Below are 24,321 nucleotides of genomic sequence, written 5' to 3'. Positions count from 1 at the left end.
CGGAACTTCTTTCAGTCAGCCATCTGGTGACCGGCACGTCCCGATACCCGCTGCGAGGTGCCGGTCGGATCAGGCCCCGCAGCGGCGACCGAGAAGAAGAAGCTCGCACAGCGACATGCCGGGTACAGTAACCACAACTGAACACCTCAGACAACCCGAGAAGTGAAAGTGACGGTGAGCGACGAATGCCTCTGGGCGCACTGCGGCCAACTCCCTTGGTCGAGCAGGCCACTGAGCGGCTGCGCGAGCAGATCATCCAGGGGGAGTGGACCGTCGGAACGAAACTCCCCGGTGAGAACTCGCTCGCCCAGATCCTCGGCGTGGGGCGCTCGACCGTACGCGAGGCCCTGCGCGCGCTCGCCGGCGCGGGCCTCGTGCAGCCGCGCCAGGGCGCCGGGGTCTTCGTCATCGCCACCAAACCCCAGGAGGACTGGCCAACCAGCCTGCGGCGCGCGGCCGTTACCGACGTCTACGAAGTGCGCATGCTCATCGAGGTCGAAGCCGCGCAGATGGCCGCGCAGCGCCGCACCGACGACGACCTCGCCGCCCTCCACCAGGCGCTGGCCGCGCGCCGCGACGCCGCGGGCGCGGGCAACGCCGAGTTCGTCGACGCGGACATCGCCCTGCACTCGGCCGTGGTCGCCGCAGCGCACAACCCCGTACTCACCGCCTTGTTCGCCGAGTTCGTACCCGTCCTGCGCCAAGGGCTGATCGACCTGGTGGAGCTGCTGAACCTGCGCTCCGGTGACCCGAACCACGGCGACGACGGACACGCCCTGCTCGTGGAGGCCATCGCGCGGGAGGACGCCGAATCCGCCGGGCACACGTTGCGCGACGAGCTGAAGCAGACCCTCGAACGCCTCCAGGCGATCTGACCCCGCGTCCGGCTGCGCGATGCCGGTGCGCCTGTTCCGCGGGCGCGGTGTCCGCCGACGGAGTCCGGGAGGCGGCGGCCGTCCCGCCTCCTGGACCACCCTGTTCTCCCGCGTCGGCGCCTCCCCCCAATGCCAAGCCCAAGTTGGCGGCGCCGCACGGGGTCGGGGCCTCCGCCAGTCCAACCTCTGGTAATTCGTTGGCGCGGAGCGCGCCCAACATCGACTCTGGTCACCGTGCCAGAGCCCAAGCATCAGATCCGCGCCCTCCATACGGCCACCACGGTGACGGTCTACCAGGCGTACGCGCCGCAGATCGGCCTGCCCGCAGCGCTCGACGGGCGCTTTCCCCCGACGTGGCGGCGGGACCGAATGACGTGGATCAAGCCGTCGTTCCTCTGGATGATGTATCGCTGCGGCTGGGCGGCCAAGGAGGGCCAGGAGACCGTCCTCGCTGTCGAAATCACCCGTGACGGGTTCGAATGGGCCTTGGCCAACGCCTGCCTGGCGCGCTACGAGCACGGGCTGCATCCCGACCGCGCCACCTGGAAGCGCCGGCTCAAACGAGCCCCGGCCCGGGTGCAGTGGGACCCCGAACGCGACCTGCGCCTACAGCCGCTTGCGCACCGCTCCCTGCAACTCGGCCTCGCCGGTGAAGCCGGCGGGCGCTATGCGGAGGACTGGATCGTCTCGATCCGAGACGTCACCATGCTCGCGCGCACGATCCATGCCCACGTCAGGGAGGGCGCTTTGGACGCCGCTCAGCGACTCCTCCCCGCGGAAAGCCCTTACCCGGCGAGCGACCGGCTCACGGCCCATCTGCGCGGCTGAGCCCGCCTTCGCCGATCTGGGACCGGGTCCGACAACCTCTGCGTCTCGGAGGGTTGCCTCTCCTGTGGGCCGACGGGGTTCAGCCCGTGATCGGGGCACGGGGTGGCGCTTCCCACTTGAGCGCCGTTCGCAGGGGAAGGCGCTGCTGGACGTGCTGTTTCGACCAGTGTCGCGACCGCAGGCAAGTTCAGATGGCGCACCGGTGAACTTCCCCCGGCGCGCCGGTCTGTAGGCATGAGACCAACACCCGGAAGGCTGGCCCCATGCGGAAACTGATCTACGGCATGAACGTGACCCTGGACGGATACATCGCCGCGCCGGGCGACGACATCGGCTGGAGCGCGCCGAGCGATGAGCTGTTCCAGTTCTGGTCCGACCAGTTGCTGGAGACCGATTTGTCGCTGTACGGCGGCAAGCTGTGGCGGACGATGAGCTCCTACTGGCCGACCGGCGACCAGCAGCCCAATGCCACTCCGGCGGAGATCGAGTTCGCTCGCCGCTGGCGGGACATGGCGAAGGTGGTGTTCTCCTCGACCATCGACACGGTCGACTGGAACACCCGCCTGGTCCCTGGCGACGCGGTCGCCGAGATCACCCGGCTCAAGGCCGAGGACGGCGGGCCGATGGACATTGGCGGCGCGTCGCTCGCGGGGGCGGCCATGCGGGCCGGACTGATCGACGAGTACGTGCTGGCCACCGCGCCCGTCCTGGTAGGCGGCGGCACCCCGTTCTTCACGGTGCTGGACAACTGGGTCAACCTCAACCTCGTGGAGACGCGAACGCTGCCCTGCGGCGTGATCCTGACCAGGTACGAGAGGAGGCGCTGAGCGCCCGTCGTGTACGCACCGATGGGCGGAGCGGGCCGGTATCCGCCGCGACGCAGGGTAGACCTCGGACCCGCGTGTCTCATTGAAGCGTGCCGAGCGCGGTCCGCCGACGCGTGGAGGAGCCCGGTCGCCCCGTCGCGGAGGCGGAGAGCCTGTCGGTGACGGCCCCGATGTCGGCCTCATCCGCGAGCGTCCGGCGCCCCCGCATTCCGGGGCTCCGCGCGTCGGCCCCCCGGCACTCCGACACCCAGCTCGCCCCCGCGTCGATGAACCGGTGTGAACATGACTGGGTCCGGGGCCAGTTGTCCCCGGACCCGGCCCCGATCACCGATCACCGACCCCCCGTCACCGGTCGGCGTTCGGCTGTCAGGAACGGGCTGCTGTACCGCTCGGCTCAGGCCTGCTCGTACACCCAGCTGGAGGTCGCCCCGCCGCCGACCCTCGCCCGCCAGGCGAGGGAGTTTCCGTCGCGGATGCCGGTCTCGTTGGAGCGGACGTCGCGCCAGGTCCCGTTGCCGTTGTGGTTCCCGAACGTCTGCATGGGTCCACCGTTGACGCTGACGTCCAGGTACGGGGTACGGCCGTCGGGCTCGGTGTCGCCGATTCCGAACATGTTCTGGGCGGGGTCGAAATACACGTACGCCCCCTTGATGACGCGGGTGTCGGCGCTGGCGGGGCTCCCGACGGTCACCACGGTGACCGCCGCTGTGGCGATGGCGAGCAGAGCGAGCTTCTTTCGCATGTGTTCGTCCCTCTCAGCAAAGTTCTCCGGTAGTCCCGGCCGCTGGTTCGAACCGGTGACCCCAGCTTTGGGACGACCCGGTTGTCCGTCCACGAAAAGCAGCGAACTCCCAGGTCAGCCGCGGACAATCGGCATTGTCCGGCGGACAGGGAGGGGTTCACATCGGTCCCGCCCCCTTCGCCGCCGGATGAGTCGCGTGGAATTCCGCCACGGACCACCAGGTTGTCCGACAACTGCTGGAACGCCCGACGCATGACTGATCTGCTGGGACGTCAGTCGAAGCGGGGCAGCCGGAGTCCCCGGAGCCCCGCGGGCAGGGAGGAGCTCGGGATGGGCAGAGCGGGACGTCCGCAGAGTGAACCGAAAGGGGAGACCACCCAGGCGAATGCGCTGGCGGTGTTCCTCCGGAGCCTGACGGAGGGGCGTACGGTCCGGGAGCTGGCCAAGACGTATGGGGTGGGCAAGACCAGTTGGAGTGACTATCGCTCGGGATTGAAGATCATTCCTCTGGGCCTTTTGAAGAGGGTCATCTCCGGCCAGGTCCGCGATGAGCGAGGCCGTGCCGCACTGTGGACCCGAGCCAGGGGACTGCATGCCGCCGCCTGTGCTGCCGAGGAGGGCAGGGCGCGATCGGACGGTAGGGAGGACAGCACTCCTGAGACGTGGGCGATGCTCCAGCGCGCTCAGCGCCGAGCCGACGCCGAACTCGCCCAGTCGCAGGACGCGTTACGCACCCTGATGCGGCTGACCGCCAGGTTGCAGAAGGAACTCGACGACGCCATCGGCCGGGCCTGCACCGGACCGGAGACCGGCCCGGGACCCGAACCCGATGCGTCCTCGGGCAAGGCGCGGCGGGGGGACGCAACCCTCGGGGACTCCGGGGACTCCGGGGGCCTAGGGGACTCCGAGCGGCGTGTGCCGGGCAAGGAACTCGTTCTGTGGATACCGCGCTCTCCCGCCCTGTACGACCTGGCGGACACGGTGGTGGCCATGGGCGCCGAGTTCGAGGTCGGTATGCGGAACATCGGCCGCCTGCGTGACGAGGTCCGCCACCTCCGGGAGCCTTGCCCCGCTCGGGTCGGTGGGGCTTTGGTACGGAGGGAAGCCGGCACACCGGCGGTGCGGGAGCACCGGAAGCTGCCGAGCCTGCCGGGCCGCTCCCGCTTCCTCGCGGGCACCCGCGACCCACGACGGCTGTGGCGGGTGCTGCTGCTCACCGCGATCGCCCTGGCTCTCTCCATACCGGCCACCTCCCTGGAACACTTCCGGCAATGGGCCGCGCCCTCGGTGTCCGAGCCGGTGACCACCGTCTCCCCGAAGGCCGGCCCGCCGGAATCCGCGGCGGCTTCGCCACTCGAAGCCGGCCCCACGGCGCCGGGAAGCGCCGGCGCTGCGCTGCGGGGATCGACGAGCACCCCCGCCCCCACCCCCGCGCCGGCTTCCGCCTCCCCGGTCCTGCCGAAGTCCGAAGTCTCGAACAGGGCGCCCACACCCCGGGGCGGACCCGTGGACGTGCCGGCTCCAACTGGCAGCGGTGTCTACGCGATATCGCATGACGGCGCCGAGGTCGTCCAGTGGGGCGGCACCGGCTGGGAACGCATCGGTGGCCCCGCGGCCGAGCTTTACGCCGGCCCCGCCGGAGTCTTCGCCACCGACCCCATAACGGGTGACCTGCGCGGCTACAGCGGCATTCCCGGACGGTGGAGCACGATCAGTGAGCGCGCCACCGGCTTCGCGATCAGCGGCCGGGATCTGTACCGGCTGGCCCAGGATCGCAGCGCCGTCCACCGCTGGGACCGGACCCGGGGCGCCTGGACTCGGGTCGGTGGCCCAGCGGGACGTCTCTATGGCGGGGGAGCGGGGCTGTTCGCCACCGACCCGGTGGACGGCCGGATCTTCGCGTACGGGGGGAAGGGCGAAGCCTGGTCGTACGCGGGGGCCGCGGGGGCCGACTTCGTCGTGACCGACCAGCATCTGTACGGACTCAACCCCGAGCGGAGCGCTGTGTTCCGCTGGAGTGGTGAAGCGGGCGTGTGGAGCGCGGTCGGTGGCCCGGCGCTCGCCCTGTACGCGAGTGCTTCCGAGCTGTACGCCAGCAACGAGGCGGACAGCGGCCTGTGGCGTTACCGCGCGGGCGCGTGGACTCGCGTCGGAGACGCGGGAACGTCGTTCGGTGCGCGAGGCGAGCGCCTGTACCGCCTCGACAAGGACCACTCGGCGGTCTGGGAAGGAAACGGCGCGGCCTGGGTGCGGATCGGCGGTCCTGTCCGCGCGCTGGTGGTCGCGGGCTGATGCGAGCGGATGGCGATTCCGGAAGGGAGCTTCCGGCAGGGGCCTTCCGGCCTGGTTCGCCGTCGGCCAACTCCCTGAACGACTGGGCCAGTTGCGCGGCGTCGAGCCGGTGTGCCGTATCGAGGCGAATGGGGCCGGCCCTCCTGCGGCGGGAAAGGGAGCTGAGTGCCGTACTTGCGAGACTGCGGTCGCGGGTGTGGTGCCTGTTGTGCCCCCCCCGCCCAAGTCGACTGGTCCCACCCGCTGTTGTCCTGTTCGAGCCCGGGCCGGTGTGGGCGCGGAAGTTGGTGTCCGAGGGATGCCGACGGCCCGGTGGAAGGCCGGTGGCGATGGCGATGGCGTCGATGGTGTGGTCGGTGGTTTCCAGGAGTTGCTGGGCGTGGCGGATGCGTGATTGGGCGTGGCCGCCCTCCCGATGGCGTGGGACGACCAGCCGGCGCGCGGCCGTGTTGGCTTTGGCGGAGCCGTGGTCGAGGCGGATGAGGTGCAGGCACAGGTCCATGGCGGCGGCATCGCAAGCGGAGGTTGAGCACGTCACCGTCGTGGAGACAGAGGACGTCCAGGTCGACCGTGACGCCGGGATGGCGTCACGCGAGCGCTTCGGTGTGGGCCCAGTGCGTGGTGGCGCGTTTGCCGTTCAGCAGGCCGGCGGCGGCCAGGACGAAGGCCCCCATGCGCAGCGAGACCACGCGTGCGCCCGCCGCGTGGGCCGCGCGCGCCGGGTCGAGCAGATCCACGGGCGGTCCGCGTCCGGGCCGGCCGGACCGGGGACGATCACAGCGTCGGCGTACGGAAGACCTGAAGACGGCTCGCGACGTCGTGGCGACCGGCACGCCCGCGCCGCGCGCCCGCCGCTGTCGACGGGAGCCGGTCCGACCAGACCTTCTTCGTCGACGCCGTCGTAAGTTCGGGCACCACCGAACGGCGCGCCCCCACACGTGGTCAGGACATATACGCCGTCACGGCTCGGCCCCTCTCGTCGTCGAGGCCCTTGACCGCGTCCTCGGCGGTCGCACTCACGCGGTCGGCGTCGCTGCCACGCGCGCGGTGTTCGATGCCCCGGACTTTCCTCCGCGGGCTGCCCCCGCACGTCACCCTCACCCTGGAGCGGCACCCCTGACGACGGCCGGAGCGGACGGCCCGCAGGAGCCGGCCCACTTCCTGAAGAGTCCTCGCCTCTGTTTACCGCCAACACCCGCTCCGCGAAGGAGAGTTGGCGCGCCGGTCGCGGTGGCCTTCCGGGGTGCTCCTCGATGGCCGGCCTGCGACCTCTTCGCGGTCAGGGGGCATCGGTCGCCGCGTCGATCGCATCGGTCGCGTGTGGGGTGTCGCGATGGGATCCTGCGTCGTCCGGTGTGTTCGTGGGCCAGGCTTTGAGAGCGGTTTCGACCACGCGCTCGAGCTTTTCGCGACCGACCCCGTCGCATGCCTGGGTGGACATGCCCTGGATGACGGCGGCGTAGAACGTCGCCAGCGCGCCGGCGTCGGTCCCTTCGGGCAGGCGGCCCGCGGCGATGTCCGCGTCGATCTTCTCCTCGAGCGCCTGTTTGGTCCCCTCGCGGAAAGCGCGCAGTTCGGCCTTGACGTCCTCGGCTGCCGGCGTGCAGTTGGTCGCGCCGCTGATGACCAGGCAGCCGGGCGGGTGGCTGGGGTCGGTGTACTCGGCTGCGGCCAGGCGGAGCATGGTTTCGATGGCGCCGCGCGCGGTGGGTTGGGCCAGGGCGCGGGCCCCATAACTGCCGTGGGTGGCCGCGTAGTGCTGGACGACCTCGGTGAACAACTGCCGCTTGTCCCCGAAGGCCGCGTACAGGCTCGGCGGATTGATGCCCATCGCCCGGGTGAGTGAGGCGACAGAGGTCGTCTCGTAACCGTGCAGCCAGAACTCCCTCAGTGCGACCTCCAGTGCCTTGTCCCGGTCGAAAGCTCGTCGTTGCGTCCGTGCGGTGCTCATGGAATGAGTCTATAGCGATCGCTAAAGCTGTGCTACGTTTCCTGCTGTTCCTGCTGTAGCGATCACTAAAGCAGCTGCGCCGAACCAAGGAGTGTCCTGTCATGCCCGTGCTCACCCCGGTCTCACCCGCTCTGCCCGAACCCGTCCTGGCCCGCACCGTGCGCGGGTCCGGCCCTGGACTCCTCCTGGCGCACGGCGCCGGCGGCAGCGTCGAGGGCAACTACGGACCGATCCTCGACGGGCTCGCCGCACGCCACACGGTCGTCGGAGCCGACTACCCGGGCACCGGGCGGACTCCGAGATCCAAGACCCCGCTGGACGCGGACGAGCTGGCCGACCAGTTGGTGGCCGCGGCGGACGCGGAGGGCCTCGACACCTTCGCGATCGCCGGGTTCTCACTCGGCGGCCCCCTCGCGATCCGCGCCGCCGTACGTCACCCCGAGCGCGTCACCGCTCTGGTGCTGACCGCGACCTTCGCCCACCGTGACAACAAGCTGGATCTGGCTGCCGCGCTCTGGCAGCGGCTGTACGAGACCGGTGACCGCTCGCAGCTGGCCGAGTATCTGACGCTGGTGGCGCTCAGCACCCCCGCTCTGAACGCACTCGCGCCCGACCAACTGCGGGCCGGCGCCGACCTCCTCGCCGAGGCCATTCCGCCCGGTACCCCGGACCACACCGACCTGGTGCGACGCATCGACGTCCGTGACGACCTCGCTCGTATCACCGTTCCCACGCTGGTGATCTCCACGACCGGCGACCCGCTGGTCCCGCCCGCTCTGCACCGCCAGCTCGCCGACGAGATACCCGGAGCGCGCCTGGCCGAAATCGCCACCGGCCACCTGCCGTTCGCCGAGCGTCCTGAGGAATGGCTGGAACTCATCACTGCCTTCCTCGACGAGCAGACCCCCCAAGCCTGACCTTCGCGCCTGCCCTCCCGCCTGGGTCACCCATGCCGGACCCGGGCCCCCTCACCTGCCCACCTCCCCATGTGCGCCCGCCCACATCCGACTGCCAGGAGTACCGACATGCACGCGATCACCCAGCATTCTTTCGGTGGCCCCGAAGTCCTCGAACTCACCGACGTGGACCGGCCGCAACCGTTGCCCTCCGAAGTCCTTGTGAGGGTCCGCGCGGCCGGCGTCAATCCGGTTGACGCGATGGTCCGTTCCGGGGCCTTCCCCCTGCTCGGCGAGCCCCCGTTCGTCCTGGGCTGGGACATCTCCGGCGTCGTCGAAGAGGTCGTCCCCGGCGTCACGCGCTTCGACGTGGGTGACGAGGTCTACGGCATGCCCTTCTTCCCGCGCCCCGGCAACGCCTATGCCCAGTACGTCGCCGTGCCGTCGCGTCAACTCGCCCGCAAACCCAGGGCCCTTGACCACGCCCACGCGGCAGCCCTGCCCCTAGCGGGACTCACCGCCTGGCAGAGCGTCGTCGACGCCGGAGAAGTCCAAGCCGGCCAGCGCGTCCTGATCCACGGCGGCGGCGGTGGCGTCGGCCACCTGGCCGTCCAGATCGCCAAGGCGCGCGGGGCCCACGTCATCGCCACCGCCAGCGGGGCCAAACGCGACTTCGTCCGCGGTCTGGGCGCGGACGAAGTCATCGACTACCGCACCGTCGACTTCACCGACGCGGTCACCGACGCCGACCTCGTCCTGGACACCGTGGGTGGCGACTACGGCAGACGATCACTGCGCGCCCTGCGCCCCGGCGGCCTCCTCGTCACAGTGGTGGACCGCGCCGACACCGAACTGCGCCAGGCCGCCATCGAGGCCGGGAGACGGTTCGCGGGCGTCACCGTGGAACCGGATCACGTAGGGCTCCAGAAGCTGGCCGAGCTGGTCGACACCGGGCAGTTGCGCCCCTACGTCGAGCACACTCTTCCGCTCACCGACGCCGCCAAGGCCCACCAGCTCATCGAATCAGGCCGAACCCGGGGAAAGATCGTGCTGACAGTGTGAGGCGACTGGACAGGCGATCACTCGTCCTCGCCGTGGTGTGGGGAGGAGGTGATGAGGACGTGGACGTGGGCGGTACACCAACGACCACGCCACCGAGCCGCGAGGCCTGCCGATGTCAGCCACCGGCTCTGACGCAGGCACCTTCCAGCGGCTGCACCTACGATGCGTTCGGCCGCACCCCGGCCCTTCCAGGCGCCAGTCTCGGCTGCTACGCCAACGACCTCGTCCAGCACCACACCGCGAACGGCAGCCGTCAGGCGTGGGCGCTCGACCCCGCCACGCGATACCGCTCCTGGACAGTGGAGACCGGCAGCGGTTCGACACGGACGTCGCCCGTATCCAAGGTCAACCACTACTCCGGTGGCGGCGACAACCCACGCTGGATCGTGGAGAACACCACCACCGGCGACCCGACCCGCGAATCCGCGGTTCCTCGCGGGTGGCCCACACCCGGCGGTCAAGGGCGTTCTTCTGCGGCAGGCTGAAGAAGGACTCCATGGCCGCGTCGACGCCTGCCGCCCCGGCCCGCCCCATCGAGCCGGTCATCCGGCGACGGTCGAGGGCCTGGAGAAACCACGTGGTGCGGGGCGGCTTTGATCCGCAGGCCGGTCAGGGCGATGAGGGCGACCAGTGCGAAGGCGCAGGCGCCGAGAGTGAAGGAAAGCGTGTACTGGCCTTCGCCGGGCAGCGGATGCGTCCCGGGCGGAAGTCCTGTCAGCAGGTGGGCGCTCAGTACCGCGGTGATCACGGCGCTGCCCAGGGAACTGCCCAGGGACCGGGCGATCGAGTTGATGCCGTTCGCGATGCCGCTCTGATGGGCGGGGACGCCCGCCACGATGAACGCGGGCAGAGTCGCGAAGCCGAAGCTGACCGCGACGCCGGTGAGCAGGCCCGCTGCCACGACGCCCCCGGGACTGGCGTGGCTGAGGGCCAGCCAGCCGAAGCCCAGGACACCCGATCCGGCTCCGGCGGCCAGGGTGATGCGGGCCCCGATCCGGCGGACCAGTACGCCGCCGAACTGCGCGGCGATCAGGGACGCGATGGTGCCGGGCAGCAGGTAGACCACGGCGGCGTCCAGCACCGAGGCCGAGAAGCCGTACCCCGCCACGCCGCGGGGCGTCTGCACCAGATACGAGATGCCTATGAACTGGGTGAACATGCCGAATCCCAGGAGGACGCCGGCGAGGTTGGTGAAGACCACCGGCCGCAGCACGAACATCCGCATGTCCACCAGCGGTTGACGCACCCGGCGTTCGACGAGTACCCACACGACCGCGAGCAGCGCCGCGCCTGCGAGCAGGCCCAGGCACCGTGCCGATGTCCAACCCCACGCGGCGCCCTGCGAGATGGGCAGGAGGAGCAGGATCATCGCGCCGGCGAGCGTCGTCACTCCCAGCCAGTCCGTACGGCCGCCGACGGAGGAGGGGGACGGCGGGACGGCGATCGCGGCGGTGGCCAGGGCGATCAGGGACAGGACGGTCGCCAGCCAGAAGACCCGGTGGTAGTCCGGGTGCGGGCCCTGGCTGAGCAGTCCCGCGCCGACAAGGGCGAGGCCGCTGCCGAACGCGAGGGTTCCGCTGACCAGCCCCATCGCCCCCGGCAGGCGCCGCGCGGGCAGTTCGTCGCGCAGCACCGACAGCGCCAGCGGGAAGATCGCCGTGGAGGCCCCCTGCATCACGCGGGCGAGGAGGAGCAGCGGTAGCGAGCTGGTGCAGGCGGCCAGTACGGATCCGGCGACGGTCACCCCGAGCACACCCAGGAGTACGGGCCGCTTTCCGTGCATGTCGCCGAGGCGGCCGAGCACGGGCGTGAACACGGCGGCCGACAGCAGCGTCGAGGTGGCCAGCCAGCTCGTCGTGGAGGAAGACAGCGACAGATCCTGCTGAACCACTGTCAGGATCGGGACGATCAGGGTCTGCATCATTGAAACGATCATGGCCGAGAGGCCCAGTGCGAGAACGAGACCGCGTCCCGCGGACCCCGTCGTGGCCGGACGCCGGTGACTGCCTGGCATCAAGTGCGCTTTCCGTTGAAAGGTCGGAGGCGGGAGTGGAGGGGTGGGATGCCCCCGCGTCGGTGTGCGCCGCTGAACGGGCGGGCGGCCCGTCCCGCGCTGAGACGTTCCGCGTTCAGCCCGTCACGCCGACGGGCGCGGGCAGCAGCGTCGACAAGTCGTCGGCGAGGATGCGCAGGCCGTCCTCGGACAACAGGGATTCCGGATGGAACTGTGTCGAGCGCAGCCGTTCGCCGCGCAGTGCGTGGACCTCGCCGCTGTCCGGGTCCCGGCTCACGTCGATGCCCTCGGGGACGTGCGGGCCGCTGAAGCGGTCGGTGGGGCACAGGGCCGCGTAGGTGTTGTAGAAGCCGAGCCTGGCCGTGCGGCCGAACAGGTCGATCTCTCGCTGCACCCCCTGGTTGGGCGGGTTCTTGCGGACCAGATCGAGCCCGAGCTCCGCGCAGAGCACCTGGTGTCCGAGGCAGACCGCCAGGAAGGGCCGCCGCGCGGCCAGGAGCCCGCGGACGGTGCGGCGCAGGGCGGCGATCTTCGGATGGTTCCCGTCGCGCGGATCGCCGGGTCCTGGGCCCACGATCACGAGGTCGTGGTCGGCCGGTTCGTACGGTTCGTCGAAGCGCCGGACGGTGACGTGCAGGCCCAGGGAGATGAGTTGGTGGTTGAGCATCGCGGTGAAGGTGTCCTCGCCGTCGATGAGCAGGATCCGCCTGCCGTTCAGCACCTCGCGGTTCTCCCGGTACGCCTGCTCGTCGAACGGGTCCAGCCAGAACCGGGCCAGGGTCCGGTTGCGGTCCGCCAGCGAGTCGAGGATCGCGCTGTCCTCGGTGAGTACGGGGCGCTTGGCTGCCTGGAGCACGTCGCCGTGCAGGGCCTGTAGCACCGCCGCCGCCTTGGCGCGGGTTTCGGCCACCTCGGAGGCGGGGTCGGAGTGGCGTACCAGGGTGGCGCCGACTCCGATCCGCAGCCGGGAATCCGCGTCGATGTCGGCGCAGCGGATGAGCACCGCGGAGTCCATGCGTCGCGCGCCGGCGCCGTCCCGGCCGATCAGGGCGAGGACCCCGCTGTAGTAGGCGCGTCCGTCGCTCTCGTACCGGTTGATGACCCGGCAGGCGTTCTCCAGCGGGCTGCCCGTGACGGTGGGCACGAACATCGTCTCGCGCAGGATGTCGCCCGGCTCGCGCGTGGTGCGCCCGCTGAGGTGGTACTCGGTGTGGGCCAGCCGTGTCATCTCCCGCAGGTACGGGCCCTCGGCCCGGATTCCGGGTTCGCAGATGCGCGCCATCATCTTCAGCTCTTCGTCGACGACCATGTACAGCTCGTCCGTCTCCTTGGGATCGGCGAGGAAGCGGAGCGTCTCGGGGACGGTGGGCCCGCCGGCGGGGTAGCGGTAGGTGCCGCTGATCGGCGTCATGGTGACGGTGCCGTCGTTGAGCGCGACGTGGCGCTCGGGGGTGGCGCCCACCAGTGTGCGTGTGCCCGTGTGCATGAGGAAGGTCCAGTACGCGCCGGCCTCACCGGCGAGCAGACGGCGGAACACCGTCAGCGCGGCCTCGGTGGGCGGCCCTTGGACGGTGGCGACGAAGGAGCGCTTGATGACGAAGTTCGCCCCCTCGCCGCGCCCGATCTCCTCGCTCATGATCTTGCGGACGACCCGCTCGTACTCGGCGTCGTCGGTGTCGAAGCCGGCGTCCGCCAACTCGAAGGGCCGAGCGGGGAACGCCGCCAGGGTCTCCTTGACGCTCAGCCTGGTCTGCTCGTCCACCGTCATGGCGAGCAGCGGTGTGCCGTCGTCCTGGTGCGCATAACCGCGCTCCGCTATCTGCCGGTACGGAACCAGGACCACCAGATCGTGACTGTTCCCGGCCCCGTCCCGCGGCGGGTCGCAGGGCAGCGGAAGGTCGCTCAGTCGCGCCACCTCCGTGACGTTCCCGAGCAGAAGTTCGACATCCTGGTGACCGGCGGAGTGCGGTCGGTGCAGCAGGACGAACGGCGGTGCGTCGGGTCCCCAGAGGGTGTGCAGACGTGCTGTGTTCATCTCATTCACGAGAACTCCCCGAAAACTCGCACGGCAACAGGTGGCCGCCGCCTCTGGCTCTTGATTCTGCTCTCTCGTCTTCTCCCGCGTTGCGAACCAGAGTCTCGCAGTCGGGCCGGGTGGGGGCCACTACTCACATACGCTGCGCGCTGCGGTGGGCGAGTAGGTTGTCAACTGCTTCCGACTACTCGTACGGGTAGCCCGCAGAGGCTTCCGTACGGCTAGATTCGAAATCGGCTGACCGCGACGGATCCGGCTTGCACGTCGGCTGTTCAGCCCGAATAGCTCGTTCAATCTCAGCGTCATTCGGCTGTAACCCGCCGAACATCGACGATTCGATTGTGTGCCTCATTTATCTGCTCTGTGCCGAGGCAGCCGACAGGGGATACGGGGATCGAACCTTCATGAATGTCGCCATCAACTGGGCCGGACTCGCCGAATCCCACTACGCGCTGACCGAGGACGAGATGCGGTCCTGGCGGCTGCTGCCCTCCCATCAGCAGCCCGTCTGGAACGACGACTGGCTCGTCACGGGGATCAGGCGAGACCTCGCTCTTCTGCCGGAACTGGTGGACGCCGACGAGGTCAACGCTCTGCGCTCGGCCCTGGCCGACGTCGCGGCAGGCCGCAGGCAGGTCGTCCAGGCGGGCGACTGCGCCGAAGACCCGGCCGAATGCACGCCCGCCCATCTGGGCCGGAAGACCGGTCTGCTGGACGCTCTCGCAGGTGTGATGCAGATCGGTTCCGGACTGCCGGTGCTTCGAGTGGGCCGCTTCGCCGGTCAGTTCGCCAAGCCCCGGTCGGCCCCGACGGAGTTCGTCGACGGAATCGAACTGCCCGTATACCGCGGTCACTTGGTCAACGGACCGATGGGGACGGAGAGGGACCGCAGGTCCGATCCGCTGCGCATGCTCGCCTGCCACGAGGCCGCGACCACCGCCATGACGTACCTGCGCAGGCAACAGGAGATCACCAGGGTGCCGGTGTGGGCCAGCCACGAGGCGCTGGTGCTGGACTACGAACTGCCGCAACTGCGCCATGGCAGCGAGGGCGACACGCTGCTGACGTCCACGCACTGGCCGTGGATCGGCGACCGCACCCGGCAGATCGACGGCGCGCACGTACGCATGCTGGCTCTGGTCTCGAACCCGGTCGCCTGCAAAGTCGGTCCCAGCATGACGGAGCACGAACTCCTTCGCCTGTGCGCGCTCCTGGATCCGCAGCGCAGCCCCGGGCGGCTGACGCTCATTTCACGCATGGGAGCCGGAGAGGCGGCCCGTCGGCTGCCGGCGCTGGCCGCCCAAGTCCGCGAGGCCGGGCACCCGGTGGTCTGGCTGTGCGACCCGATGCACGGCAACACCGTCAGGGCCGCCAGCGGCCGCAAGACGCGGCTGTTGACCTCCGTCGTACAGGAGATCGTCGAGTTCCAGGGCGCTCTGCGTGAAATCGGGCTGTTTCCGGGCGGACTGCATCTGGAGACCACCCCCGACGAGGTCTCCGAATGTGTCGCCGACGCGTCGGAACTCGCCGGCCGCGACGGGCGCTCCACCACGCTGTGCGACCCCCGACTGAATGCGGAACAGGCGATTTCTGTCGCTGCGAACTGGAATTGAGGAACGGTCGATGCCCGAAGTTGAGAATATTTCCGCTCTCGATCGTGTGCGCAATATCGTCGCCGAAGTCCTCGAAGTCGAAAGCGTGGAGGCTGACGCCGGTTTCTACGACGACCTGGCGGCGGACTCCCTGGAGAAGGTCGAGATCATCGTGCGGGTGGGGCGCGAGTTCGACCTCGAGATCAGCCCCGACGAAGCCGCCGAAGTGACGTCGTCCTCCAGCATGGTGGCGCTGCTGCGCGCCAAGGGGAAGGCGGCCTGATGGCGACGCCCATGAAACGCGCCCCCGCGCGTTCCGGCGTGGTGGTGACGGGAATTGGCGCCGTGTCACCGGCCGGACTGGGGCGCCGGGCGCTGTGGGACGCAGTCCGCACGGGCCGGGTGACGACAGGTCCCGTCACCCGCTTCGACACCTCCCGCCACCCCTCGGACCGCGCCGGGGAGATCCCGTCGGCCGCGCTGTCACAGCTCGACTCCCTCGTGCCGCCGCACCGTTCGCTCGCGGCACGCTTCCTGGCCGTCGCCGCGGCCGAGGCGGCGCACGTCGCGGGACTCCCCGACGACGGTCACCGCACCGGGGTCTTCGCCGGGACGGTCATGGCCACCAGGCCGGTCCTCGACCACGGCATCACCTGCGCGGGGCTGACACCCGAAGGCACCGACTGGGCCGAACCGGAACGGCTGCTCGATCTGCTGCCCCAGGCGGTGGCCTTCGACGGGCCCGCGGTGCAGCTGGCCTCGGGCTGCTCCGTCGGCGGCGACGCCGTGGCCTGCGGGGCCGAAGCGATCGCCGACGGAGAGGTGGACGTCGCGATCTGCGGCGGAGCCGAGGAGCTCTCCCAGGAGGTGTTCGCCATGTTCACCACGCTGCGGGCGCTCGCCCCCGACGTGGCCCGCCCCTTCGACGCGGACCGGCTCGGCATGCAGCCCTCCGAGGGCGCGGCCGCCGTGATCCTGGAAAGCGCAGCGCACTGCGCCGCACGAGGCGCTGTGCCGCTGGCCGTGCTTTTGGCGCACGGCGCCGCGGCCGACGCCTACCACCTCACCCGGCCGCGGCCGACCGGTGACGCTCTCGTCCGGGCGATCGGCACCTGCCTGGCGGACGCGGGCCGCTCGCCGCAGAGCGTGGACTGGGTGTGCGCGCACGGCACCGGCACTCCCGCGAGCGACGGCGTCGAGGCACGGGCGATCGCCTCCGCCCTCGGTGGGCCCGGGCGGCGCAGGCCCGCTGTGTCCTCCCTCAAGGGTGTGCTCGGCCACACCCAGGGCGCGGCAGGAGTACTCGAAGCGGTGGTGGCGGTGATGGCGCTGGCCGCGGGCCACCTCCCGGGCAACGCCACCCTCCGCGACGCCGATCCGGCCTGCGAGGGCCTCGACCTGGTGCCGCCCTCGGGCCGCCCGGCCTCCCTCGCCACCGTGCTCAGTCTCGCCTTCGGACTGGGCGGCGGAGTGTCGGCACTTCTGCTCGGCGCGGTCGGGAGTGACGATGCGGCCTGACACCGTCGTACGGACCGTCCCGGGCGCCGCCGCACGCCGGACGACGGCAGCCGTGGCAGGGATCGGTGTTCGGCTGCCGGGTGCGACAAGTCTCACCGGTCTGCTCGTACCCTCCTCTCTCCGCGCCTTCGCGCGGGAGGCACCCGAGCACGAGCAGGCGCTCGCCGCGGCCACCGCCGCCGTATCAGCCGCGTCGCCCCGCACCCCGGGGACGGCCGGTGCGACCGCCACTGTCTGGGCCTCGTCCACCGCGGGACTGGCCGCCTACGCGGAGACCTGCGCGGACATCCCAAAGGCGGGGCCCGGCCGGGTCTCCCCGCGGCGCACCGCGCATTCCGCGTTCACCGCACCCGCGACGGCGATCTCCGTGGGGCTCGGCCTCGACGGGCCGTACCTGAACCTGACCGGCCGCCAGGACGCGGGCGCCCACGCCGTCACCGAAGCGGTCCGGATGCTGACGCGCGACCGGTGCGAGCGCGTCGTGGTCGGAGGGTCCGCCGCCACGTCCGTCTGGCGGACCGGCTCCGACGGTGACCCGGCGGAGGGGGCCCTGTGCGTGGTGCTCCGGCGGAACGCCCCGGGCGGGCGGGAAACAGCCGTCAGGCCGGTCCTCAGGGCCCGTTGGGCCCGGCACGGCATCGATGCGTTCGTCCATTCCTGCCTGGCCCGCATGGACGGGCCGGCGGACCGGCTGGTCCTGTCCGCGTCGGCCGTCGACGCCCCTGCCCCGGACGTCCTGGCCCCGCTGTGCGCCGCGCCGCCGCTGCGCGTCGAGGAACGTCTCGGCGACTTGGGGGCCGCCGGCGGCGTCGCCGCCGTCATCGCCGCTGTCGCCCTGACGGCGGACCACAGCTGCGCGGAACAACCGGGCTCGCGCGTCCTCGCGCTGGCCCTCGGCAACGGCAACGCCGTTGCCGTGGAAGTGACGTCCCCAAGGAAGGGTCCGCGATGAAACTGGTGGAACTACTGGTGGGCAAGCACGTGCGGGCGGGTGCGGGGGACCGCGTCAGTCATGTGGACCCCGACGTCGGCGAGGTGACCTACGCGCGGCTCCACGACGCCGTGACCGGCTACGCGGGCGCGCTGCGTGAGCGGGGCGTGCCCGTGGGCAGCCGGGCGCTTGTGGTGGCCGACGACTCGGTGGCGACCACTGCGGCGATCCTGGGCCTGTGGTGGCACGGGTGTGTGCCCGTGCCGGTCAGCCCCGCGCTGTCCGACCCCGAGCTGCGCTTCATGGCCGCCGACTGCGAGGCCGGGTTCGCGCACTTCGACCTCCCGAACGCCGCCCGGCGCGAGCTGGGTGACCACATCGACGGCCTGCCCCGCAGCACAGGTGACGAAGTCCGTACGGTCTTTGGAGGCGCCCCCGACGCCCAGGTGCACGCCCCCGAGGCGGCGGCCGACGAAGCCGACTGGGCCGCCCGGCAGCCCGCGCTGATCCAGTACACCTCGGGCAGTACCGGCTCGCCCAAGGGTGTGCTGCACGCCGCCACCGGCATCGAGGCCGTCGCCGCTTCGGTCGGCTCGCTGGCCGGGCTCGGCCCCGAGGACGTGGTGCTCTCCACCGCCAAGGTGTCCTTCGGCTACGGCTTCGGGAACTCCGTCATCCTGCCGCTCGCCGCGGGCGCCCGCACCGTGGTGCTGCGCGGCGGCGTCGACGCGCACGCGGTCCACAGCGCGCTGCGCCGCCACCGGCCGACCGTACTGTTCTCCGTACCCAGGATGTACGTCGCGCTGCTCGCGCTCACCGCCGCCCACGGCACCGATGCGATCGCCTCGCTGCGGCTTGCGGTCACCGCGGGCGAGCACTGCCCGGCCGCGCTCGCCGAACAGGTGCGCGAGAAGCTGGCGGTGCCGCTGATCAACGGTCTGGGCGCCACCGAGGCCCTGCACATCGTCGTCGCCACCCCGCCCGCAGCCGCCACCGCAGGAGCGACGGGCCGTCCGGTCACGGGCGTCAGCGCGACCGTCAGGGACAAGGACGGCGTACCGCTCCCGGACGGCGCCGAAGGCGTGCTGCACGTGGCCGGGCCCTGCGTGGCGCTCGGTTACCTCAACCGGACCGAGGCCACCCGCCGCACCTTCGCCGACGGCGGCGCGTACACCGGCGACATCGTGCGACGCGACGAGGCGGGCGACTTCTGGTACCTGTGCCGCGCGGACGACCTGCTGAACATGGGCGGCTACAAGGTGGCCCCCAGCGAGATAGAGGCGGTCGTGCGCGAGGCCGTCGAGGTGGCGGAGTGCGCGGTCGTGGCCGTGAGCGACGAGAACGGACTCGACCAGGCGGTGGCCTACGCCGTTCCCGCGCCGGGCGTCGACCCGAGCGTCGTCCGCAAGGCGATCCTCACCCTCCTGCGCTCCCGCCTCGCGCCCTTCAAGCGCCCGGCCAGGGTCGAGGTGATCGACGTCCTGCCCACCACGTCCACCGGAAAGCTCGCCCGCAACCGTTTGCGGGAGTCCGCGGGCCGGGTGGCGGGGGAGGGACGATGAGCTGGGACATCACGGGCCTGGGCGCCGTGGCGAGCATCGGCGACCACCCGCGCGCGGTCTACGAGGCGCTGTGCGCGGGCCGCAGCGGCCTCGCCGGCCTGCGCGCCTTCGACCGGGAGAAGTACCGGGCGAAGCAGGCGTACGAGATCGACGACCGCGGCCCGGACGGCGCCGACCGTCCGTTGCGTGCCACCCGATGGCTGGAGACCGCGGTCGAACAGGCCCTCACCGACGCCGGCCTGGACTCCGTGGACGGCGACATTCCCGTCCTCGTGGGGACGACCCTGAGGGAACAGCGCTCGGCGGAACTGTGGTGGCGCGACGGCGCACCGCTGACCATGCGGGACCTGCACTTCGGCAGCGCGCTGCGGGACCGGTTCGGCACCGTACGCAGCTACACGTTCGCCAACGCGTGCGCGGCCACGCTGTACACGCTCGGCATGGCCACCGACATGATCGAGCTGGGGCAGGCGGACACCGTCGTGGTGGCGGGCAGCGACTCGATCGCGGAGAGCGCCTTCGGGACGCTCGACCGGGTGCAGAACGAGACGCCGCGTGCCTTGCTGCCGTTCGACCGGGCTCGGGCGGGCATGCTGATGGGTGAGGGCTCGGCCGCCGTGGTCGTGCAGCGAACGGGCTTGTCCCGCAAGGGAGTTCACGCCGTCGTGCGCGGAGTCAGCATGAACTGCGACGCCTCGCACCCCACCGCGCCCGACGCGACGGCCATCTCCTGGGCCATCAAGGACGCGCACCGCAGGGCCGGACTCAAGGCGGACGAGATCGACCTGGTCATGCTGCACGGCAGCGGCACCCAGCTCAACGACTCGGCCGAGGCGACCGCGCTGTCGCGGGTTTTCGAAGGCGCCGGCGCAGGTCCCCTGCTGACCGCCGTCAAATCCATGACCGGGCACACCCTGGGCGGCTCCGGGCTCCTCAGCCTGATCACCGCGGCCTTCGCCCTGCGCGAGGGCGTGGTCCCGGCCGTGCTGGGACTGACCGACCCGATCGAGGAGGCGGCCGGCCTGCGGCTGGTCCGAGACACGGCCGCCACCGCCCGGATGTCCACCGCACAGATCAACGCGTTCGGCTTCGGCGGCATCAACGCCGTGGCCGTCCTGGAGAAGGGGGACCGTCCGTGACGGCGCGTCATGAAGTGGGCCGGGTGAAGCCCGTCGTGATCACCGGCGTGGGCACCGCCATCCCCGGCGTGCGGGAGGCGGCCGACCTCCTCGCTCCCGGCGCCGCCGACGGCGGATTCGACCCCGACACCGGCCTCAAAGGCCGGGAGATGCGGCACAAGGACCGTGCCTCGCGCCTCGCCCTGCGGGCCGTCGCCCCCGCGCTGCGCCAGGCCGGCCTGCTGTCCGACGACGGGGAGAAGTACACCGGGCCCGGTGACACCACAGCCGTGGTGATCTCCACCAACCTCGGCAACCTCGACAGCGTCTGCGACTTCGTCGACACCATTGCCGCCCACACGGTCACCGGACTGAGCCCACTCGGTCTGCCGCACACGTCGTCCAACGTGATCGCGGGATGGATCGCCATCCGGTACGGGATGCGCGGGCCCAACCTCACCGTCTGCAACGGGGCCACCAGCGGGGCCGACGCCCTGCACTGGGCGCACAACCTGCTCGCCGCGCGCAGGGCCGACACGGTCGTCGTCATCGGCGTCGAGCCGCACACCGAACCCGCCGCCAGGCTGCTGGACGACGGCTCCGGGCGCGTCCCGTTCGACGGGGCGGCGGCCCTCGTCCTGGAGTCCTCCGAACGCGTCGCGGCACGCGGCGCCCGCCCCCTGGCCACACTGGAGCGCAGCGTACGAGCCGCGGACTCCGCCACCGCCCGCGCCCACGCGCTGCACGGCGAGAGCGCCCTCGCGGCAGGTCTGTGGCTGGGGTTGGCCGAGGACGCCGCGACGGCCTCCGCAGTCGACCTCACGGCACGGCTCGGCCACTGCTCGGGGGCGCTCGGCGTCCTCCAGGCCGCTGTCGGCGTCGCCCATCTCGCCGCGGGAGGCCCCGGACCCGTACTGGCCACCAGCGGCGGAGGAGCCACGGACGACGCGGCCGCCGCACTGGTGCTGACCGGAGCCGGTGAGGTGCCGTGAGCCCCCGTGCGGGGTCCGGCCGCCGAGTGGTCGTCACCGGTCTCGGGGCGATCTCCCCTCTGGGCTCGGGCGTGTCCGCCTTCTGGAAGGGGCTCGCCTCCAAAGGCGCCGAGCCGAGGCCCGTGGCGGACCCGGACGCCCGCATGGCCAACCGGCTGATGTACCTGGTGCCCGCGGCCGACGTGCCCGAAGGTCCCGAGCGGCACGCTCACGTCGAGCTCGCCGCGGGCCCCCGCATGGCGATCGCCGCCGCGCGTGAAGCGGTGGCGGACGCCGGCCTCGACGAGGCGCAGCGCGAACGTCTCAGCGTGGTGCTCGGTGTGGAGATGGGCAACGCCGGACAGCACGAGGCCCGGCGGTCCGCCGAGCGGGGCGCACCGTCGCGCCGGGCCGCCGGCAGGTGGTCGCCGATGACGGTGACCTGCGCCGCCGTATCGGCCGCGGTCGGCGCCACCGGCGGCAGCACCAGCTTCGGCAATGCCTGCGCGGCAAGCGGCTACGCGGCGGCCGTCGCCGCGGACATGATCCGCGCGGGCGAGGCGGACGTGGTCCTCACCGGCGGCGCCGAAGGCCCGACCCGTGTGGGCATGGGCGTCTTCAACCGCATCGGCGCGGCCGACCCGGTCGCCTGCCGGCCCTTCGCGACGGACCGGCAGGGAACCCTCTTCGGTGACGGCGCGGCGATGCTGGTGCTCGAAGCGGCCGAGCACGCCGAGGCCCGGGGGGCGAAGGTGTACGCGGAACTGTCGGCCGCCGCGTTCAGCTGCGACGCCCACCACCCCACCGCGCCCGACCCCGGCGGAGTCCAGGCCGTGCGCGGCATGCGCAGGGCCCTCGCCGAGGCGGGCCTGCGACCCGACCAGGTAGGGGCAGTGGTGCCGCACGGAACGGGGACACCGCTCAACGACGTCGTGGAGAGCGAGGCGCTGCGCGAGGTGTTCGGTGCGCACTGCGACGAACTCCCCCTGTTCAGCCTCAAGGCGATGATCGGACACACGGCGGGAGTCGCGGGCGCGTTCGGTGTGCTGACGGCGGCACTGATGCTGCACCACGGGCAGGTCCCGGCCAACGCGCCCGTCCGCGCGCAGGATCCGCGCTGCGCGGTATGGCTGCCACAGGACGGGCCGGTGCCGCTGAGCGCGGCCTCGGTGCTGGTCAACGCCTACGCCTTCGGCGGCAACAACGTCTCGCTTGTCCTGTCGGCCGCGCCGGGAGCGGACGCCGGGCACCGGGGCCGGCAGGTCGGGGCCCTACGGAAGAGGCCTGCGGAAGGGATGGTCCTGTCATGAGCACCTTGAACGTGCTCGGAGTGGGCGTCTGCCTGCCGGGCACCGACAAACCCACCGAAGCCCTGTCCTCCGTCATCACTGGCGGTCCCGGCCCCGGCTGGCTCGACGTGGCCGCCACGCTGCCGGGCCGCGGTTACAAGCGGCTGCCCCCGGCTTGCCAGTACCTGCTCGCGGCCACCGCCAACGCGCAGGCGGACGCCGACGGGGCGCTGTTCGACGTGCCCGCCGACCGCCGTGGGATCGTCGTGGGCACGAACAACGCGGGCATGGCGCTGCTGGACGGGCAAGACCGGACGATCATTGACGCGGGGGCGGACGCCATCGCCCCGCTGAGCGCGCCGTACTTCGCGATGAGTCTGTTCGCGTCCCGGCTCGCCACGGAGCACCGGGTCAACGGCTTCACGCTCACCGTCAACTCGCCGCGCACCGCGGCCCTGGACGCGCTCGCCGCCGGCGCAAGGGCGCTGGCCGCCGGCCGGGCCGACGCCCTGGTCGTCGGCGCGACCGAGGAGGCGCTGCCGGACTGCGAACCGGGCGCCGACAGCAGCGACACCGGAGCCGTCGCGTTGATCTGCGCCCGCCCGGACGCGCGGTCCCCAGCACCCTCGTACGGGACCGTGCGGGTCCGCACCGCCTTCCTGGCACCCGGCGCCGCCGCGCCCCGCGCCCTGGAGAACGCGTGGCGCGACCTCATCGCGGACACGGACGGACCCCCGAGGGTCGATGCGGTCGTCGACGATTCGCCCGTGGGGGAAGCCGTCCTGGCCTGGCTCGCCAACCGGTGCGCGGACCTCGCGTCCTTCCCGGCGGGCGCCGGAGCGCTCACCCCGATGCGCCACCTCGTTGCGGCGCTCGCCGCCCGCGAGGGGCCACACAGGATCCTCGTGACGGCCGCGGCGGAGGGCAACGTGGCATTCGCCCGGCTGGACACCCCCCTGCCCACAACCCCCCTCCACCCCCAGCAGAAAGGGAACCGGACATGATCACGGATATCCAGGGATCCTGGTCCCTCGTCCTGGGCGTCTCCAGCGGCTTCGGCCGGGCCGTCGCCGCAGCGCTCGCGGAACGCGGCGGCAACGTCATAGGTGTCCACTTCGACACCGTCGACGGTGCGGAGGCCGCCGCCAAATTCGAGGCCGAACTGCGCCAAACCGGAGTGTCCGCGCACTTCTTCAACCTCAACGCGGCGAGCGCGAGTACCCGCAGGGAGGTGGTCGCGCGCGCCGTCGAACTCACCGGCGGCAACGGCATCCGCATCCTGCTGCATTCGCTGGCGTTCGGTTCGCTGCTGCCGTTCGCGACCGCTCCGGACGGTCCGCAGGACCAGGAGACGGTCAACTCGCGGCAGTTGGCGATGACCCTCGACGTCATGGCCAACAGCCTCGTCTACTGGACCCAGGACCTGCTCGCCGCGGACCTGCTCGGCCGCGGCGCGAAGATCTACGGCATGACGAGCGCGGGCAGCACCCGGGTCCTGGACAGCTACGGTCCGGTGTCCGCGGCCAAGGCGGCCCTGGAAGCCCATCTGCGTCAGCTGGCGGTGGAACTGGCGCCACGTGGCATCGCGGCCAACGCCCTGCGTGCGGGCACCACGCTCACGCCGGCCCTGGAGAAGATCCCCGGCAGCGCCGCGTACGCCGAGGTGTGCCGCACCGGCAACCCGCACCAGCGGCTGACGGAGCCCGAGGACGTCGCCGAGGCGATCGTCCTGCTCTCGATGTCCGACTCGTCGTGGCTCACCGGCAATGTCATCGGCATCGACGGCGGAGAGATCCTTACCGCCTGACCACCCGTCAC

Annotated in this window: 19 protein-coding genes and 3 pseudogenes; 16 read left to right on the top strand and 6 right to left on the bottom strand. The window is 71.5% G+C overall.

Features of this window, described 5'->3' with window-relative positions:
- Positions 1–185: 185 nt before the first annotated feature.
- The 3 genes from ABR738_RS02550 (at position 186) to ABR738_RS02540 (ending at position 2,530) form a co-directional block, all read left to right on the top strand.
- Positions 186–875, top strand: a complete 690-nt coding sequence (locus ABR738_RS02550; RefSeq protein WP_350228300.1) for a FadR/GntR family transcriptional regulator — start codon at positions 186–188, stop codon at positions 873–875.
- Between the two features lie 234 nt (positions 876–1,109).
- Entirely contained in the window at positions 1,110–1,703 is a 594-nt protein-coding gene (locus ABR738_RS02545; RefSeq protein ID WP_350228299.1) for a DUF4291 domain-containing protein, read from the top strand.
- A 263-nt stretch (positions 1,704–1,966) separates the two neighbouring features.
- The gene (locus ABR738_RS02540; RefSeq protein WP_350228298.1) at positions 1,967–2,530 is read left to right on the top strand and encodes a dihydrofolate reductase family protein; all 564 of its coding nucleotides are present in this window, start codon (positions 1,967–1,969) and stop codon (positions 2,528–2,530) included.
- Between the two features lie 394 nt (positions 2,531–2,924).
- Here the strand turns inward: ABR738_RS02540 and ABR738_RS02535 are convergent, their stop codons facing one another.
- Entirely contained in the window at positions 2,925–3,272 is a 348-nt protein-coding gene (locus tag ABR738_RS02535; RefSeq protein WP_350228297.1) for a hypothetical protein, read from the bottom strand.
- Between the two features lie 669 nt (positions 3,273–3,941).
- Between ABR738_RS02535 and ABR738_RS02530 the strand changes: the two genes are divergently transcribed.
- Entirely contained in the window at positions 3,942–5,564 is a 1,623-nt protein-coding gene (locus ABR738_RS02530) for a hypothetical protein (RefSeq protein ID WP_350228296.1), read from the top strand.
- A 271-nt stretch (positions 5,565–5,835) separates the two neighbouring features.
- Here ABR738_RS02530 and ABR738_RS02525 read toward each other — a convergent pair.
- Together ABR738_RS02525 and ABR738_RS02515 are read right to left on the bottom strand one after the other, a co-directional pair.
- A pseudogene (locus ABR738_RS02525) lies at positions 5,836–6,510 on the bottom strand (DJ-1/PfpI family protein); the annotation flags it as partial.
- A gap of 333 nt (positions 6,511–6,843) precedes the next feature.
- Positions 6,844–7,515, bottom strand: a complete 672-nt coding sequence (locus tag ABR738_RS02515; RefSeq protein ID WP_350228295.1) for a TetR/AcrR family transcriptional regulator — start codon at positions 7,513–7,515, stop codon at positions 6,844–6,846.
- A 101-nt stretch (positions 7,516–7,616) separates the two neighbouring features.
- Here ABR738_RS02515 and ABR738_RS02510 point away from each other — a divergent pair, with 101 nt between their 5' ends.
- On the top strand, positions 7,617–8,432 hold the full coding sequence (locus tag ABR738_RS02510; RefSeq protein ID WP_350228294.1) for an alpha/beta fold hydrolase: 816 nt from the start codon (positions 7,617–7,619) through the stop codon (positions 8,430–8,432).
- 108 nt (positions 8,433–8,540) lie between these two features.
- On the top strand, positions 8,541–9,473 hold the full coding sequence (locus ABR738_RS02505) for an NADP-dependent oxidoreductase (RefSeq protein WP_350228293.1): 933 nt from the start codon (positions 8,541–8,543) through the stop codon (positions 9,471–9,473).
- A 420-nt stretch (positions 9,474–9,893) separates the two neighbouring features.
- Here the strand turns inward: ABR738_RS02505 and ABR738_RS02500 are convergent.
- The 3 genes and pseudogenes from ABR738_RS02500 to ABR738_RS02490 all read right to left on the bottom strand — a co-directional run.
- Positions 9,894–10,058 (bottom strand): annotated as a pseudogene (locus ABR738_RS02500) (IS3-like element ISAar45 family transposase); the annotation flags it as partial.
- Positions 10,059–10,095: 37 nt separating this feature from the next.
- A pseudogene (locus ABR738_RS02495) lies at positions 10,096–11,409 on the bottom strand (MFS transporter); the annotation flags it as partial.
- A gap of 193 nt (positions 11,410–11,602) precedes the next feature.
- Positions 11,603–13,522 (bottom strand): anthranilate synthase family protein, encoded by a 1,920-nt coding sequence (locus ABR738_RS02490; protein ID WP_350228292.1) that lies wholly within the window; start codon positions 13,520–13,522, stop codon positions 11,603–11,605.
- Between the two features lie 404 nt (positions 13,523–13,926).
- Here ABR738_RS02490 and ABR738_RS02485 point away from each other — a divergent pair, with 404 nt between their 5' ends.
- Genes ABR738_RS02485 through ABR738_RS02440 form a run of 10 tightly spaced genes read left to right on the top strand, consistent with a single transcriptional unit; the run spans position 13,927 to position 24,310 of the window.
- On the top strand, positions 13,927–15,135 hold the full coding sequence (locus ABR738_RS02485) for a 3-deoxy-7-phosphoheptulonate synthase (protein WP_350228291.1): 1,209 nt from the start codon (positions 13,927–13,929) through the stop codon (positions 15,133–15,135).
- 10 nt (positions 15,136–15,145) lie between these two features.
- A complete protein-coding gene (locus ABR738_RS02480) occupies positions 15,146–15,397 on the top strand; it encodes an acyl carrier protein (RefSeq protein ID WP_350228290.1) in 252 nt (83 codons plus the stop codon).
- A complete protein-coding gene (locus ABR738_RS02475; protein WP_350228289.1) occupies positions 15,397–16,632 on the top strand; it encodes a beta-ketoacyl synthase N-terminal-like domain-containing protein in 1,236 nt (411 codons plus the stop codon). Before ABR738_RS02480 ends, ABR738_RS02475 begins: the two co-directional genes overlap by 1 nt.
- Positions 16,622–17,584, top strand: coding sequence for a beta-ketoacyl synthase N-terminal-like domain-containing protein (locus tag ABR738_RS02470; RefSeq protein WP_350228288.1), 963 nt, complete (start codon positions 16,622–16,624; stop codon positions 17,582–17,584). The genes ABR738_RS02475 and ABR738_RS02470 overlap by 11 nt, the downstream gene beginning before the upstream one ends.
- Positions 17,581–19,125, top strand: coding sequence for a class I adenylate-forming enzyme family protein (locus ABR738_RS02465; RefSeq protein ID WP_350228287.1), 1,545 nt, complete (start codon positions 17,581–17,583; stop codon positions 19,123–19,125). The genes ABR738_RS02470 and ABR738_RS02465 overlap by 4 nt, the downstream gene beginning before the upstream one ends.
- Positions 19,122–20,264: a beta-ketoacyl-[acyl-carrier-protein] synthase family protein gene (locus tag ABR738_RS02460; protein WP_350228286.1), complete on the top strand. Its 1,143-nt coding sequence runs from the start codon at positions 19,122–19,124 to the stop codon at positions 20,262–20,264. The genes ABR738_RS02465 and ABR738_RS02460 overlap by 4 nt, the downstream gene beginning before the upstream one ends.
- Positions 20,261–21,235 (top strand): beta-ketoacyl synthase N-terminal-like domain-containing protein, encoded by a 975-nt coding sequence (locus ABR738_RS02455; RefSeq protein WP_350228285.1) that lies wholly within the window; start codon positions 20,261–20,263, stop codon positions 21,233–21,235. Before ABR738_RS02460 ends, ABR738_RS02455 begins: the two co-directional genes overlap by 4 nt.
- On the top strand, positions 21,232–22,524 hold the full coding sequence (locus ABR738_RS02450; RefSeq protein ID WP_350228284.1) for a beta-ketoacyl-[acyl-carrier-protein] synthase family protein: 1,293 nt from the start codon (positions 21,232–21,234) through the stop codon (positions 22,522–22,524). The genes ABR738_RS02455 and ABR738_RS02450 overlap by 4 nt, the downstream gene beginning before the upstream one ends.
- On the top strand, positions 22,521–23,507 hold the full coding sequence (locus ABR738_RS02445) for a beta-ketoacyl synthase N-terminal-like domain-containing protein (protein WP_350228283.1): 987 nt from the start codon (positions 22,521–22,523) through the stop codon (positions 23,505–23,507). The genes ABR738_RS02450 and ABR738_RS02445 overlap by 4 nt, the downstream gene beginning before the upstream one ends.
- Positions 23,504–24,310, top strand: a complete 807-nt coding sequence (locus ABR738_RS02440; RefSeq protein WP_350228282.1) for an SDR family oxidoreductase — start codon at positions 23,504–23,506, stop codon at positions 24,308–24,310. The genes ABR738_RS02445 and ABR738_RS02440 overlap by 4 nt, the downstream gene beginning before the upstream one ends.
- Positions 24,311–24,321 lie beyond the last annotated feature (11 nt).

Source organism: Streptomyces sp. Edi4 (assembly GCF_040253615.1).
Taxonomy (GTDB): Bacteria; Actinomycetota; Actinomycetes; order Streptomycetales; family Streptomycetaceae; genus Streptomyces.
Note: the sequence above shows the minus strand (reverse complement) of the source record. Positions and strands in the feature narration are given on the sequence as shown.